General features: G+C 45.0%; 16 protein-coding genes. 9 read left to right on the top strand and 7 right to left on the bottom strand.

Annotated features, from left to right (window positions below; translation table 11 throughout):
• The first annotated feature begins 138 nt into the window (after positions 1 to 138).
• Positions 139 to 1,008, top strand: coding sequence for an AraC family transcriptional regulator (locus C0638_RS08485; RefSeq protein WP_102163420.1), 870 nt, complete (start codon positions 139 to 141; stop codon positions 1,006 to 1,008).
• Between the two features lie 45 nt (positions 1,009 to 1,053).
• On the opposite strand, the gene C0638_RS08480 is transcribed toward C0638_RS08485, so the two are convergent.
• Entirely contained in the window at positions 1,054 to 1,941 is an 888-nt protein-coding gene (locus C0638_RS08480) for a LysR family transcriptional regulator (RefSeq protein ID WP_102163418.1), read from the bottom strand.
• Positions 1,942 to 2,100: 159 nt separating this feature from the next.
• Here C0638_RS08480 and C0638_RS08475 point away from each other — a divergent pair, with 159 nt between their 5' ends.
• Positions 2,101 to 2,841, top strand: coding sequence for an SDR family NAD(P)-dependent oxidoreductase (locus C0638_RS08475; protein WP_058711915.1), 741 nt, complete (start codon positions 2,101 to 2,103; stop codon positions 2,839 to 2,841).
• A 60-nt stretch (positions 2,842 to 2,901) separates the two neighbouring features.
• Here C0638_RS08475 and C0638_RS08470 read toward each other — a convergent pair whose 3' ends face one another.
• Together C0638_RS08470 and C0638_RS08465 are read right to left on the bottom strand one after the other, a co-directional pair.
• A complete protein-coding gene (locus C0638_RS08470; RefSeq protein ID WP_025675731.1) occupies positions 2,902 to 3,417 on the bottom strand; it encodes a DUF2798 domain-containing protein in 516 nt (171 codons plus the stop codon).
• 182 nt (positions 3,418 to 3,599) lie between these two features.
• The gene (locus C0638_RS08465; RefSeq protein WP_025675730.1) at positions 3,600 to 4,331 is read right to left on the bottom strand and encodes a YheC/YheD family protein; all 732 of its coding nucleotides are present in this window, start codon (positions 4,329 to 4,331) and stop codon (positions 3,600 to 3,602) included.
• A gap of 277 nt (positions 4,332 to 4,608) precedes the next feature.
• On the opposite strand from C0638_RS08465, the gene C0638_RS08460 reads away from it, so the two are divergent.
• The 4 genes from C0638_RS08460 to C0638_RS08445 all read left to right on the top strand — a co-directional run bounded on the left by C0638_RS08460 (position 4,609) and on the right by C0638_RS08445 (position 7,208).
• Positions 4,609 to 5,154, top strand: a complete 546-nt coding sequence (locus tag C0638_RS08460) for a glutathione peroxidase (protein WP_058711916.1) — start codon at positions 4,609 to 4,611, stop codon at positions 5,152 to 5,154.
• 134 nt (positions 5,155 to 5,288) lie between these two features.
• Entirely contained in the window at positions 5,289 to 5,867 is a 579-nt protein-coding gene (locus C0638_RS08455) for a TetR/AcrR family transcriptional regulator (protein ID WP_013373775.1), read from the top strand.
• Between the two features lie 27 nt (positions 5,868 to 5,894).
• Entirely contained in the window at positions 5,895 to 6,635 is a 741-nt protein-coding gene (locus C0638_RS08450) for an SDR family oxidoreductase (protein ID WP_058711917.1), read from the top strand.
• A gap of 36 nt (positions 6,636 to 6,671) precedes the next feature.
• Positions 6,672 to 7,208 carry a Crp/Fnr family transcriptional regulator gene (locus C0638_RS08445; RefSeq protein ID WP_013373777.1) on the top strand — a complete coding sequence of 179 codons (537 nt, stop codon included), beginning with the start codon at positions 6,672 to 6,674 and terminating at the stop codon, positions 7,206 to 7,208.
• Here C0638_RS08445 and C0638_RS08440 read toward each other — a convergent pair.
• From C0638_RS08440 to C0638_RS08430, 3 genes are all read right to left on the bottom strand, one after another.
• A complete protein-coding gene (locus C0638_RS08440; RefSeq protein WP_013373778.1) occupies positions 7,141 to 7,662 on the bottom strand; it encodes a DinB family protein in 522 nt (173 codons plus the stop codon). The two genes, C0638_RS08445 and C0638_RS08440, sit on opposite strands and share 68 nt — an antisense overlap.
• 64 nt (positions 7,663 to 7,726) lie before the next feature.
• Positions 7,727 to 8,671 (bottom strand): helix-turn-helix transcriptional regulator, encoded by a 945-nt coding sequence (locus tag C0638_RS08435; RefSeq protein WP_013373779.1) that lies wholly within the window; start codon positions 8,669 to 8,671, stop codon positions 7,727 to 7,729.
• Between the two features lie 111 nt (positions 8,672 to 8,782).
• Positions 8,783 to 9,139: a nucleotide excision repair endonuclease gene (locus C0638_RS08430; protein WP_016822573.1), complete on the bottom strand. Its 357-nt coding sequence runs from the start codon at positions 9,137 to 9,139 to the stop codon at positions 8,783 to 8,785.
• 217 nt (positions 9,140 to 9,356) lie between these two features.
• On the opposite strand from C0638_RS08430, the gene C0638_RS08425 reads away from it, so the two are divergent.
• The 3 genes from C0638_RS08425 (at position 9,357) to C0638_RS08415 (ending at position 10,993) form a co-directional block, all read left to right on the top strand.
• Positions 9,357 to 9,980, top strand: a complete 624-nt coding sequence (locus C0638_RS08425) for an acetate uptake transporter (RefSeq protein ID WP_013373781.1) — start codon at positions 9,357 to 9,359, stop codon at positions 9,978 to 9,980.
• Between the two features lie 208 nt (positions 9,981 to 10,188).
• Positions 10,189 to 10,560, top strand: coding sequence for a winged helix-turn-helix transcriptional regulator (locus tag C0638_RS08420; protein ID WP_058711918.1), 372 nt, complete (start codon positions 10,189 to 10,191; stop codon positions 10,558 to 10,560).
• A 139-nt stretch (positions 10,561 to 10,699) separates the two neighbouring features.
• Positions 10,700 to 10,993 carry a DUF1330 domain-containing protein gene (locus C0638_RS08415; RefSeq protein WP_013373783.1) on the top strand — a complete coding sequence of 98 codons (294 nt, stop codon included), beginning with the start codon at positions 10,700 to 10,702 and terminating at the stop codon, positions 10,991 to 10,993.
• Between the two features lie 220 nt (positions 10,994 to 11,213).
• On the opposite strand, the gene C0638_RS08410 is transcribed toward C0638_RS08415, so the two are convergent.
• A complete protein-coding gene (locus tag C0638_RS08410; RefSeq protein WP_058711919.1) occupies positions 11,214 to 11,882 on the bottom strand; it encodes a hypothetical protein in 669 nt (222 codons plus the stop codon).
• Positions 11,883 to 11,974 lie beyond the last annotated feature (92 nt).

Here is an 11,974-nt window from a genome sequence, read left to right as displayed (position 1 = left end):
CTATTCAAACACTTCTTGTATTGTCCCAAATTTTAATTATGAACACAAGGGGCAGGCTGATGATATCCTGTTCGACAAAAGCACGCAAAGACAGGATGACGGACACCGTGAATGATATGATTACAACCAAGGAAGGTGATGTCGTTGGAATGGTTGCTTCGGATCAAGAACGCACTCGATCTAATGGAAGAGAGAATGCAGCAGCCCCTTGATATTGATGAAATTGCAAAGGCTGCCTACTCGTCGCCCTTTCATTTTCAACGGATGTTTTATATGCTGACTGGCGTTACGGTAGCAGAATATGTGCGCAAACGTCGATTGACCCTGGCTGCTCAGGAATTGAGTCTTTCTACCACCAAAGTACTAGATATTGCGTTCAAGTACGGTTATGATTCCCCCGAATCTTTTTCTAAAGCGTTCCGAAAGGTACACGGTATTTCTCCCTCTGAGGCCAGAAACCCGGGAGTGAACCTGAAAGCCTTTCCGCGCATCACCTTCCATCTATCACTGAAGGGAGATCAGGAAATGGATTATAAAATTGTAGAGAAGGCGGCCTTTACGGTCATTGGGAAGTCCATTCAAGTTACTACTAAGAACGGTGAAAACCTTCGGGAAATCCCAAAATTCTGGGATCAACTTAACGCAGATGGCACATCGGATCGCATTCATGCCTTGGGGACAGGCGATGATATCCTCGGTATATGTCTGGACATGAAGCACGGTGAGGAAACGTTTAGCTACCTTATCGCCGCAGAGGGCAGTGAAGACGTAGCAGCCTCGAACGGATTAGAAGCCAGAACCATCCCGGCTGCAACCTGGGCCGTGTTTACATCCATCGGCCCTATGCCTCACTCGATCCAGAAGGTATGGCAAAGAATTTACCAGGAATGGTTCCCTGCCAGCAACTATGAGCACTCAGGCGGGCCTGAGCTAGAAGTATATACCATGGGAGATACTCATGCTGAGGAATACCGAAGTGAAGTATGGATTCCGATTACGAAAAAATAACCAAACGAACCGGCTGCCTATTGCAGTCGGTTTGATATCGTATGCTCACGACAATTGCCTAAGCTCCTGCTTTAACACAGAATATAGCCTTGAGCTTGCCAGCTTCAGCGGTGCCTCGTTTGCTTTACAAAGAAGACCAAAGGTCATATCGATCAAGCTGCCGCTTAATTGCCTCACTGCTGTTCCTGCCGGGACAGGATGGACTAGAATTTGGGGCACAAGGGCAATCCCTAATTCACATTCCACATAAGATTTTAGAGCCGTCATGCTGCCAATTTCCATCGTGTCTAACGTAGTTATTCCATGTTCTTTCATGACCATTTCAAGTTTGCGCCGATAAGGACAGATGGACGACGTAATAAGTAGGCGATGCCCCTGTAAATCTGCGGGTCCAATGCACTCCTTTTGTGCAAGAGGGTGATGTTCAGGCATCAAAACTACAAAATTCTCCTTAAATAAAGGTTCAAAATATAGCTCTGTACCCAAATCCGGGGCAGAGCATAATGCGATGTCCACATCCCCTTGGAGTATACGCTCGCTTAATGTAGGTGTATTCCCAAACTCAACAGAGACCCGAATGTGAGGGTAATGGTTTAAGAACCGCTTTAAAATTTCGGGTAGTCGGTAACTGGCGGTCGGTTCAGTCACTCCTATACGAATGTCACCTGCGGTTCCCCTTTGCAGGTTCTCCATATTTTCCTGTAGTTGCTCCATGTCTTTTACAATGGGCAAACTCTGCTCATAAAACATCCTGCCAGCTTCAGTTAACTTTATTTTCTTGCCCCGCTCAATTAGTTGAACTCCTAGATCGGATTCCAGCTTCTGTATTTGCATCGTCACAGTGGATTGCGCATAATTCAACGCTTCCGCCGCACGCATAAAACTCCCGTAATTCACAATCATCTGAAATGTTTTGAGTGCTTTAATATCCATTCTCCTACTCCCAAGTCGCTTGTTTAATTCAAGTTTATTGAATTACAAGTTCAGTTAATTCAATTATACAAAATATAATACATCCTCTACAATGATCCCTAACAGATTATATTACTTTTCTCACACAACACTAACGAGTTGGCTAAGGAGCGGATATACATGGATTTACATCAAAAAGTAGCCCTAGTTACAGGCGGCGGTACAGGAATTGGGAGAGCGATATGTATAGAATTAGCAGATCGAAAGGCTACGGTAGTCGTAAACTATTCCCGTTCTAAAGACGATGCAGAGGAAACCGTACGTATGATACTTGAACAGGGAGGAAGTGCAATTGCATTACAGGCAGATGTTTCCCAAGATCGGGAAGTACGGGATATGGTCGAGCAGATTGTTCAGCAATACGGCACGGTTGATGTATTGGTGAATAACGCCAGCATTACACATCATATTCTGATGGACGATCTAGAAGCTGTTACGGAAGAGGTGTGGAATGATCTCTTGGATGTCAATGTGAAAGGCATGTTTTACTGTGCTAGAGCCGTGGCTCCTAGTATGAAGCATAGTCAACAAGGAGCTATCGTCAATCTGGGAAGTATAGCTGGACAAACAGGGCTGGGTTCCTCTCTACCCTATGCAGTATCCAAAGCAGCCGTCCACGGGCTGACCAAATCGTTAGCACGATCCCTGGCACCTGATATTCGAGTCAATTGCATCGTGCCAGGCGCGGTGGCGACAAGATGGTGGGCAGGTAGGGAGGAACAAATGAAACAATTGGCTCCTCATCTGCTGCTACAGCGCATTTCCACACCTGAGGATATTGCTAGCATGGTCTGCTCTGCTTTGGAACAGGAAGCCATGACAGGCCAGATCATTACGGTAGACAGCGGACAAACGCTATAAAGGTACTGAGCTTCTGGGTAAAAAACAAGCCGCCTTCTCAGACAGAAGGCGGCTGTTGAGCTATCGAATACCGTCGTTAACTACGTTTTTGCCTAATGGCATCCCCATACTTGTACCTTTCACGAATCTAACAAATAAATAGCGAACAAGCGGCCCTACAATGCAGAGCTGTAGAGGAAAAGCAAACGCAAAATTCTTAACAACTAAAGATAAATAATTTTTAAATAATGAGCCTTCTGAAAGACTATTAAAAAAGTAAGCCGTCCCCAAACCATAAAGTGACATACAGAGAACCATGCCAATGACCATACAACATGAAAGGGATAGAATTACAAATAGCCTTTTGGATTTGTCGTACGGTAATGAGAAGGCTATTTTCTTTGCTACTGGACCGACAATACATAATTCCAATACGAAAGCAGTGATAAAACATAAAATAAATTGAAGAAGCATTGCCTTTAGAGACATGGTGCCAATCAAGCCATTTGTATATAGATTATACAATGTCATGAATACGACCATCCCCAAGCACATCATTAAACCAAAATAAAAATTTTCCTTCTTCGTTGTTGGCAATTCCATCATCCCTTCTTTTGCTTTGCTAATTATATAAATAGTCGAAACCCTCACATAAGTGAACATTTTGTGAACAATTCGATAGACACTCTCTTTTAACACAAAAAAGGCATCGTTCATCTCAACGATACCTTGAAATGTTGCCGTTCTGATATTAGAGTGCTGCTTTAAAATACTTTATCCTAATGATGATGAATACGACGTTTGTTTCTCAAAATGTTGCGAATCATCTTATGATTAGGGAGCTGCCTGAATAACATATGTCCGGGATGCGGATTGGCCTCGATAATCCAGATTTGGCCGCTCTTCTCAACAGCAAGATCGATGCCCAGCTCGCGAACCGGATGATTTTTGTCAATCGTGTCGGCAATAATTCTAGAAAGCTCGATGATCTGGTCCAAAATCTCTTTCATTTTTGCTCTGTCATTTTTAAAAACCCTTAAAAGCACTTTGGATAACGGCGCCGCATGTCCTCCCTTCCGATAATTGGTAACCACTTTTCGGGGTGCAGCGACACGACCGGTTACCCCTGAGATAACCCATTCCGAGTCTGGCTTTTGCATATACACTCTGGCATCAAAAATCGAACCTTTGTACTTGGCTAACTTGAGTCCTTGCTGTACCAAATAACGACGATGAGGTCTTCGGTAGCTTCTAATTGCTCTTCTTACGGCGTGGGATCTAACGACTCTGCGACTGGAGCCGCAACGAACTTCATATCTCCTCCCTACCTTTTTCGCGCGTATGATGCCGGTTCCCCCACTCCCATAATTAGGCTTGATGAAGACTGTGCGATAGGTATCCAGCATCCGTAAAGTCCTTGCATTCGTAATCCAGCGGGTTTCGGGCAAGTGCGAGCGTAAAATGGGATGTTGTTGCATTTCCTTGTATTGAATCATCTTTCCAATGGGCACGAATATCCCTCGATTCTGTTGGGTTTTTGCACACACTACATGAATATGCATCTATATTCTATCTTGGTAACGGCGAATGCCACAGTTTGCTATGTAAGAAGCGAATCTCCTATTTCCTATGTCGAGCCTCCTTTGATTTCAAAAGATAGATGGACAATGTATCTTTACTTGACGGGGTTATTGTAAATGCCTATAAAGTTGATTCCAATAATATATTAGACCAATAGCAATTCTGGATATACGATGTGTATAAAATAACGTGAGGAGGAATGTTAACGTGTCTGTTTATGATTTTCAAGCAACCTTAATCAACGGGAAACCGATTGAATTCTCAAACTATAGAGGTAAGGTTCTCCTTATTGTAAACACTGCCAGCATGTGTAGCTTCTCCAGTCAATTCGCTGATCTGCAAAAGCTCTATGAAAGACGGAGGGAACAAGGTTTTGAAATCCTTGCGTTTCCTTGTAACCAATTCAATGAAAAAGAGCCGGGTAGCAATTCGGAGGTTCAGACATTCTGCCAAAATAACCATGGAATAACCTTCCCGCTATTTGAGAAGACGGATGTAAGAGGTTTATCTGCTCATCCTTTATTTCAATATCTGACCCAACAGTCACCTTTTCAAGGCTTTGATACCCAGACCAAAGACGGTCAATGGATGGATGATTTCCTACGGGATAAATATCCAGAAATATACGTCGGCGACGGTATCAAGTGGAATTTTTCCAAATTCCTGATTAACCGTGATGGCCATGTAAAAGGCAGATTTGAAGTAACAACAGCGCCCTGTGCTATTGATCCTGTCATCGAATCGCTATTGTAGTTTTTCTGGTCACTTCTTTGGATTCTTTAAAAAAATGAGTATCAAATGACAAAAATGAATATTTGTCATTTGATACTCATTGTGTTATCCTGACTTCAAGGAGGTGACTCACACGGTAAGTTAACCGTGTCTCTATGGAAAAATCCTCAGATATACTGACCAAGGAACAGATTCTCATTGCTACAGAAGACACACTTAGGCGTTTTGGTGTAGCCAAGAGCTCCGTGACGGATGTTGCCAAAGTATTAGGAGTAAGTCACGGCACTATTTACCGACACTTTAAAAGTAAAGCCGAGCTTCTTGAAGGCGTGACCGAAAAATGGCTAAATGAAAAGATAATCGATCCGTTAACGGAGATATGCCAGGATTCATCTGTGCTAGGAATACCGCACTTAAAACGATATATACAGACCTTGATCGAGCTTAAGCAGTATTATGCCCGCGATGACGAGGAAATGTTTGGGATGTATACTCGGGTCACCGAGCAAGCCGCGGATTTAATCGACCAGCATATCGCCCACATTGTGGATCAGCTCGCTGACATTATTGCGCGCGGGGGCATCACAGTGGATCAACCCACCCAACTGGCACGTACACTTTTCTATGCCACAACCCGTTTCCATCATCCCGCACATGCTTACGAATGGAAAAGTCCGGCGATTGAGCGGGAGTTTTCGGAAGTGTGGATGCTTTTAGAAAAAGGGATATCTTAAACTATATAGAAAGAAGGCCAAACACATATGAAGCATTTGGATGGGAAAATAGCAATTATCACTGGCTCATCCAGGGGAATTGGACGTGCCATTGCTGAGCAGCTGGCTGATCTAGGTGCTGCTGTAGTTGTCAATTATGCCAACAGTCCGGATAGAGCTAAAGAAGTTGTAGCAGGCATTATTCAAAAAGGCGGAAAAGCCATAGCTCTCCACGCTGATCTGGGCAAGATGAGCGATATTGAAGCCTTATTTACCAATACGATTGCTGAATTCGGCAAAGTGGATATTCTGGTTAACAATGCCGGGCTGATGATTACCAAACCTCTGGCTGAGGTGACCGAAGCTGATTTTGACCAACAATTCGCGCTGAATGTAAAAGGTACCTTCTTTGCCTGTCAGCAAGCGATGAATTACATGGAGAATTACGGGAGAATCGTAAACCTCTCCACATCCGTGATCGGACAAATGTTTCCGGCTTATAGCGTATACGCGGGTACGAAAGGCGCGGTGGAGCAATTTACCCGTCAGCTAGCCAAGGAGTTCGGAAGCAGGCAAATTACGATCAATGCCGTGGCTCCCGGCCCTGTCAACACAGAGCTTTTTCAAGCAGGAAAAACAGAGCAGCAGATCGAAGGCATGAAGAAAATGAATGCTATGGGTCGTCTCGGTGAACCGGAAGATATCGCTGATGTGATTGAGTTTCTGGTCAGCGCTAAATCGCAGTGGGTTACCGGACAGACCATCCGCGTCAATGGCGGGTTCATCTAAAAGCTGGAATACATGAAATGGAGGCTATACACGTTCATGATATTACACAAAGGCGAGACCTTATTTCGACAAGGGGAAACTGGCCCTTTATATCACTTAAAAAGCGGCCTGTTAAAAATTATCCGAGTCCATGAAGACGGCTCGCAAATTTTAGTTAATGTAATTGTGCCCGATGAAATCATCCCGCACCACTCCCTCATCAGTCCCAATCCCTATTATGGTACCGCGATGGCGCTGGTCACCTCAGAGATTGAGGTTCTGTCGCAAAAAGAATGGTACCTGAAGCTGGAGCAGGACCCGGCTCAATGTCGAGCCATCGCTTTGCAGCTACAGGATAAGCTACGCATGATGCAACAACGAATTGACCAGCTCACAGAGGTATCGCCTGCCGAGAAGCTTCGGAAGCTTCAACGCTGGTTCCACTCCTACATCGCACCCGCTACGTTAACAGACGTACTGACGCAGGAGGAAATCGGGCAGTTCATCGGGCTACGTCGGGAGACGATCAACCGGCTATTGCGTGCTTCAAGCGCTCCATCTGCAAAAGATGGTGACGATAATGCATCTCGATGAGTCTAAACCACTCTCCCGCATTCAACGCGCCAAATCCGGGATGAGGAGAAGTAGACGACCCTGTTGATTTCTCAACGGTCGGCTCAATCTCTCTCATTTTACGGATCACCACATTCAATCCTTCTGCAATCTCTTCTTTGCTCGTCGGTTGGGGGGGAGTATACTGCGGAGATGGTGGGACTTGGATACGTATGGGTGGATAGCTTCCCAAGTTAAATGCGGCTGTGCCCGCCTCCGTTTTAGTCCCTTTTTCCCCATTAGACTGTAGACAAAGATCTATGTTCCTAAGATGCATATAAAGAGCAGAGTTCACCAAATGAAGATACATTTGTCCAAGCGACCATTGTCCCTCCTGCGGTGTGTACTGCAATTGCTCCAGGCTAAAGCTGTCCAATTCAAGAAGATAGTGCTGTACCGTTTCTTCAAAACGCTGTAATGTTTCGCTTGTATTCATATAGTAAATGCCCCTCTCTATCAAAGTAGCTTTACTATACAAGAATGCTACTGACAGCATTATGTCAGTAGCATTTCAACATTTTTTCCACTTCTGTCCGGACACGCTCGCGAAGCGATTCAGGCTCCAGCACTACCACATCTGCGCCCCAACCAAGTATCCATGATAGTAATTCCTCTGGGTGTCTAACACGGAAAAATACATGGATTCCATCCTCACGCTCCTCCATGGACTCCATGTAAAAATGGTTCGCTTCCTTCACTTTATCTACAATATCCGAACGGATTTGTATGTGAACATTTATGTGGCGGTCATCAGCTTGCTTATAATCCTGCAAATTAAAATCAATAGGCAACTGATAACCGTCCTCCAGCATGATCAGATCGTTCATACGCGACAAACGGAAATGGCGCAGCTGTTGCCGCAATTCGCATTGTCCAATCAAAACCCACGAACCATGCAGCAGTACAAGACCATAAGGAGCGACCACACGCACACTTTGGCGATTCCCGTCAGCCTCTGGCATTTTTTTGGAGTAACCAAACCGAACCTTCTGTTTAGCCAATACAGCGATGCGCAGCGTTTCCAAATAGGCTTTCTCTGTATGGTTTGTTCCTTTACCCACCGCCAGCAGTCTGATGGTCGTTCGCACCTGGGCAACTTCCCTGCGAACGCTCTCTGGTAAAATAGCTTCGATTTTTCTGCGTGAAGTTTGCGCCTTCATGCCATAGTCTGTATCAAATTTTTGTTCGACAAAATCTGTTCCGATTAGCAGCGCTACAGCCTCTTCTACAGTAAAGCTTACAGGAGGCAGGAAGTATCCCTCCATCAAAGAATATCCAATACCCGGTGCTCCTACAATCGGTACGCCCGATTCGCTGAGAGCCTGAATATCCCGATAGATCGTTCTCACACTCGTTTCGAAAATCGCCGCTAAATCCTCTGCCCGTATAATATCCTTACGTTGTAACTCTAGCAAGATAGCCAGCAACCGGTCGGTTTTGTTCATACTATATCGCCCCGTCCTTGAGAGGATCTAAATGCACGAATTTAAAAGAGCAATAAGGGCAGTGCACGACTGCGGCTTATTGCTCTTTTTTTATAAGACGTAGTTGCTTCTTTACTTAAAAAACACTTTTTCAACGTTATATTTAGCCTTTTGCGAATTGATGATGTAGGTTTCATAAATTTCACGATCTACCGCATCTTCCACAATACAGACCTCAATAATCGCCACTTCGTTCCGATTAGCCTTGATCGGCGATACGTTATCTTCAAAATGCTTTTTGATTCTGGGTCTTAACTTTCTTGCTTTACCAACGAACAGTAATTCCTCCTGTGCATTGTAGAACATAAAGATACCAGCCTTATCTCTAGGAATCAGGTGGAAATCTGTAAATCCATAAATATGGCTGAGCTCAGGGTTAACCTGTTTGGTAATTGTGATATCCGGAGTTGGAATCGTTATATTAATCACTATGTCACTTCCTCATTCTATATAGGTGTAAATATTACCACAAAGATGAAGGTAACACCATTCCATAAATTCTTGCCCCATTACTAACAGATCGGGAGGAATTTTATGATTTCCCTACTATGCGGAGTAGGTTGGTTTCCGTTACAATATGTCAGTGTGATTCTGGCATCGGCAGATTGACACGTACTTAAATATTATTGGAGGCTTCTATTTTTTCATGCAAAATGAATCTCATTCTAACGTAAAAATCATAACGGCCGATCCGAGCGCGATCGGCCTGTTTGGCTTGGCCATTGTAACGCTTGTAGCTTCATCCCAAAAGCTTGGTCTCACCGAGGGCTTGAGCTTTATTATTCCTTGGGCTATCTTCCTGGGTGCCTTTGCACAGCTGTTTGCCTGCATTCAGGATGCAAAGCATAACAACACCTTTGGCATGACGGCATTTGGCGCTTACGCCTTCTTCTGGTTAGCCGTAGCTAGTAGCTGGATGATTAAAATGGGCGTATTCGGCTCAGAGCTGGCATCAGCGGTGGATGGTAGGCAGCTCGGCGTTGCCTTTGCCGGCTATCTCATCTTTACGCTCTTCATGACCATTGGAGCCATGGAGACGCACAAGGTTCTATTTTTTATTTTTGTGTTGATTGATTTTCTGTTCCTCGGCCTTAGCTTCGATGCATTCGGCATCGCCCCAGAGGTGTTCCACACCATCGCTGCTTATGCTGAAATGGGCATTGGTTTACTCTCGCTGTACGGTACAGGAGCTGCTGTTCTGAATGCACATTTTGGCCGTACATTCCTGCCTGTAGGACGTCCTTTCGGCATCTTCAAACCACGTCCTTAGCTGCATATGTATGCCCCCCAAAGCCACCTTTCGCGCCGATCCGCGTTAAGACAGCTTTGGGGATATAAGGCTGGAATTACTCGGCTTGCTACTAGATGCTGCTTATTAAAGTTAACTTGAAGTCAAGTGCTGCCTTGGATCGCTGTATCTGAACTAAACTGCCCAGTATAATATTGGTATAATAACAAAGTGAAAGGGGATGATATCGTTGAGAAAACGGCTGAACAATGGAGTTAATTGCACGCCGACTAAAGGCTGTCCGGTGGAAGTAACCTTGAGCATTATCGGCGGAAAGTGGAAAGGAATCATTCTGTACGAATTGCTGGGTGGAACTAAGCGGTTTCAAGAACTGCGGCGGGCACTTCCCACGGCCACTCAAAAAATGCTGACCCTCCAACTACGAGAGTTAGAAGCAGACAATCTCATTCACCGTGAAGTTCATCACCTTGTTCCGCCTAAAGTGGAATACTCGCTAACCCCGCTCGGAGCTTCGCTTGAGTCAATACTCACCCAAATGAAGGCTTGGGGAGAACGGTTTCAGGCCGAACATCATCTCTCCGACTTTTCAAACCTGAAATAACGAACCAGTGTAATAAATGAAACTGAGGATAAAAAAAGTGCCTAATTTACAATCTCCGCGTGTCGGATTAAGCTAAAGATGCTCGCCGGCGAAGTCCTAGGACGTATGATCACCGTCCGACATACAGAGGAGAATGGATATGAGCGCATATGTTATCGTAGATATAAAAGTAGAGGAAGAAGCTGTTTTCAAACAATACGCAGAGCTAGCAGATGCGCTGCTGCAGGAAGTTCCGGGATTCCGCAACCTTACGCTAGATCCACAGCCCGAGACACTGGAAGGCACATGGAAGCCGTCAATAGTCGTAGTTCACGAATTCCCGACTTACGAGGCTGCCAAGCAGTTCTATTATTCCGATGACTACGCGCCCTTAATTAAACTGCGCCAATCAGGAACTCAAGCTAACGTTATTCTGGTTAACGGAAGAGCATAACTTCTGTTCTGCTACTTTTCATATACTAGGACAATTCGCACTCGGATTAGGTAACTAGCTTGTTTTATTTCATACTCTTTAAATAAAACAAACTCCTACGTCCTATTAAGAACGTAGGAGTTTGTAATACAACGTAAAGAATGTAACCGCAACCAATATATCAACCGCCTCCGCCAGCATCTTGTTCTCCCCCAGATGAAGGTAACACCATTCCATAAAATTATAGAGTATCCCCTGCGACAGGTTTCGTCGTTCTTCCCGCCATTCTTTCGAGCGCCCAGACAAGTCCGCCCACAGCAAGGGTGGAGACGATCGCCATAATTGCTGTTCCGCCTACATGTAGCAGCAGCACGGGAACCCACAGCAGTCCAAGTATACGATGGATGGTTCGCATCCACTTGTTACGTACTTTATTAATATAGAAGCCGTACCCGGAGATTGCCACTATAATAGCAAAGGCTGCAAGGCCGGAGTAGGTTTTATGATCTTGAAGTTTGGTAATCAGGAAATAGACGCCATGAACGGCAATAAGAATCAAGGTCGCCCAACCCAGCAGTTTATGCAAGGAGTGAAACAACTTTCCGGCCTTTCGAACCAACATTGACGGCGATCTCAGTTTCTTCTTAAACCAGAACCAACAGAAAGAGGCCGCCCCAAGAAAAACGGAGATCGTGCCCAAGGTATTAAATATTTCCCCGTTTCCCCCACCACCTTTTCCGCCGGGACGTCCGCCCATGTGCCCTGGTACACTGCCGCCTCCCGGAGGTTGCATGCCAGGCTTGCCGCCGGAAACCGAGGACATGTAGTAATAGTAGATTAGGAGTAGAGCCGCTACCGTAACTGCGATGATTGCCGGAATCCAAACCGTCTTCTTCATCTTTGTTTTCATTGTTATGCATCCTCCCCGGGAAAATTGCCTTGATTGTACCCGGTCAAGCTGAAAACAAGATAAAAGCTGGCTGAAAGTATCCCTTTTTTAGG

The organism is Paenibacillus sp. lzh-N1 (genome assembly GCF_002872435.1).
GTDB classification, from domain to species: domain Bacteria; phylum Bacillota; class Bacilli; order Paenibacillales; family Paenibacillaceae; genus Paenibacillus; species Paenibacillus polymyxa_C.
The sequence above is the reverse complement of the archived record's forward strand: the minus strand, read 5'-3'. Positions and strand labels throughout refer to the sequence as shown.

Coding starts and splice junctions, on each gene's coding strand:
- C0638_RS08445 (WP_013373777.1), top strand. CDS start 6,672: ATGATATTACACAAAGGCGAGACCTTATTTCGACAAGGGGAAACTGGC.
- C0638_RS08425 (WP_013373781.1), top strand. CDS start 9,357: ATGCAAAATGAATCTCATTCTAACGTAAAAATCATAACGGCCGATCCG.
- C0638_RS08450 (WP_058711917.1), top strand. CDS start 5,895: ATGAAGCATTTGGATGGGAAAATAGCAATTATCACTGGCTCATCCAGG.
- C0638_RS08440 (WP_013373778.1), bottom strand. CDS start 7,662: ATGAATACAAGCGAAACATTACAGCGTTTTGAAGAAACGGTACAGCAC.
- C0638_RS08415 (WP_013373783.1), top strand. CDS start 10,700: ATGAGCGCATATGTTATCGTAGATATAAAAGTAGAGGAAGAAGCTGTT.
- C0638_RS08485 (WP_102163420.1), top strand. CDS start 139: ATGTCGTTGGAATGGTTGCTTCGGATCAAGAACGCACTCGATCTAATG.
- C0638_RS08455 (WP_013373775.1), top strand. CDS start 5,289: ATGGAAAAATCCTCAGATATACTGACCAAGGAACAGATTCTCATTGCT.
- C0638_RS08480 (WP_102163418.1), bottom strand. CDS start 1,941: ATGGATATTAAAGCACTCAAAACATTTCAGATGATTGTGAATTACGGG.
- C0638_RS08435 (WP_013373779.1), bottom strand. CDS start 8,671: ATGAACAAAACCGACCGGTTGCTGGCTATCTTGCTAGAGTTACAACGT.
- C0638_RS08410 (WP_058711919.1), bottom strand. CDS start 11,882: ATGAAAACAAAGATGAAGAAGACGGTTTGGATTCCGGCAATCATCGCA.
- C0638_RS08475 (WP_058711915.1), top strand. CDS start 2,101: ATGGATTTACATCAAAAAGTAGCCCTAGTTACAGGCGGCGGTACAGGA.